This is a genomic window from Paracraurococcus lichenis, from assembly GCF_030657435.1.
Lineage (GTDB): Bacteria > Pseudomonadota > Alphaproteobacteria > Acetobacterales > Acetobacteraceae > Paracraurococcus > Paracraurococcus lichenis.
In genome coordinates this window covers 1-1,511 of sequence record NZ_JAUTWS010000285.1, presented here as the reverse complement: position 1 = coordinate 1,511, position 1,511 = coordinate 1, and the positions used below count along the sequence as shown (strand labels likewise).

The window sequence follows — 1,511 nt, the reverse complement described above, 5'->3', positions numbered from 1 at the left end:
ATCTTCTCAGGGGCTTAGGCCACAGGGCCTCGCCCCGAAACCCCTCCCAGCAAGCACATCGCAAGCAGCGCGGTGCTCAACGCGTTGCCTGACGTCGCACCTCGGAGGCCCGTTCGGGGCCGTGGCCGGCGACTCCGGCCGCTGGCAGCAAGGCTCTACACCTCCGAGTCGCATCGGGTCGCCGAGCCGCCGGTTAGCCCCATGGCCGCGACGCTCCCTTATGCGGGTTCGGCCCTACGGTGCACCTGACCGTCCCCAGAGCGCCCGGCCCACGCTTGGCTGACGATGCACCCGACCGCGGCACCGACGATCTCGGGGCAGCCGCGGCCGCTGTCGTGGAGCAGGCCGGCAATCGTCCCGGGCACGCCATCAGACCGCCGGCCGGCGCCGTCTGTGGTCGAGGCCGCCGGGGGAGAGCACCTCGACTTCTCACGCAGGCCGATGAGATAGCCTCGGGCAGGAGGTATGCCTTTACCCGCGTCGCCACGATCCCTCCGACCGTCCCCAGAGCGCCCAGCCCACGCTGGGCCAACGATGGACCTGACAGGGGCACCGACGATCTGGGGACAGCCGCGGCCACCGTCGCGGAGCAGGTCGGTGACCGTCTCGGAGATTGTCAGGCCGGCGCCGACCATGGTCGGGCTCACCGGGCAAGATGACCCCCGCCTGTGGCGCAGGTCGGTGAGGTGTGCGTGAGCAGGAAACGTACCCCCGCCCACGCTGCCCATAATTGTCTAGATGGCCGGCACTGTTGGCATAGGGGTCCCGGGCCGGCGCGCCTACTCGATGTGAAGGACCCAGACCTTGGCAACCTGACCTTGGGAGTCAGGCATCTAAGCGATGTTCGCCCGTGCGACGATCAGACCCATCACGCCGCCTTCCTTGCGAAGGTGATGTTCACGATCTCAACCATCCGGGCGTCGATCCTGTCGCCACCCGGCAGCAGCCGAACGTCGCTCACCCCCGCAGCGGTCATTTTGTCCCGCCACCGTTGTGCGGCCTTCCGCTCACTGGGGGACATTCGCTCGCCCACCACGGCTGGCTTCGTCGAGACGGGCGCGTCCTGCACCACCCCCGGGACATGCCGGGTGGTCCCCCCGAGCCGGCGTCGCAGATACTCAGCCTGCTGGCGCGAGAACACGTAGACGACGTTCTGCTCGACGCTGTCGAAGCGCCGCAGATCGCCCCGCATGACGAACTGGTACAGGGCGTTCCGCTCCCGCCACTCCGCAATTTCGTCGGCCGTGATCCCCACGGCATCGAACAGGGTGGCGACTTCGAACTGACTGGCCTTCATGGCAGCCAGCCACGCGACCCGGCGGTAATGCATCAGGTCATTACGGCCGTGCGCCTTTGGGGACTGGAAATCTCCGGGCGGAAGCTCCACTCGGCTGACCAGCCGGGCATTGGTGGTCCAGAGAACGGGGTCATCGCCGGCATCCCGGGCGATCCATGCCGAGACATCCTCAAGGGGAAGGTCGTTGGCCCGAGTGAAGCGGTTGATCGAGGCG

1 protein-coding gene is annotated in these 1,511 nt (G+C 67.8%); it reads right to left on the bottom strand.

What is annotated here, in order from left to right; translation table 11 throughout:
- Positions 1 to 868: 868 nt before the first annotated feature.
- On the bottom strand, positions 869 to 1,511 hold a 643-nt coding region (locus Q7A36_RS39725; RefSeq protein WP_305109309.1), incomplete at its 5' end, for a hypothetical protein.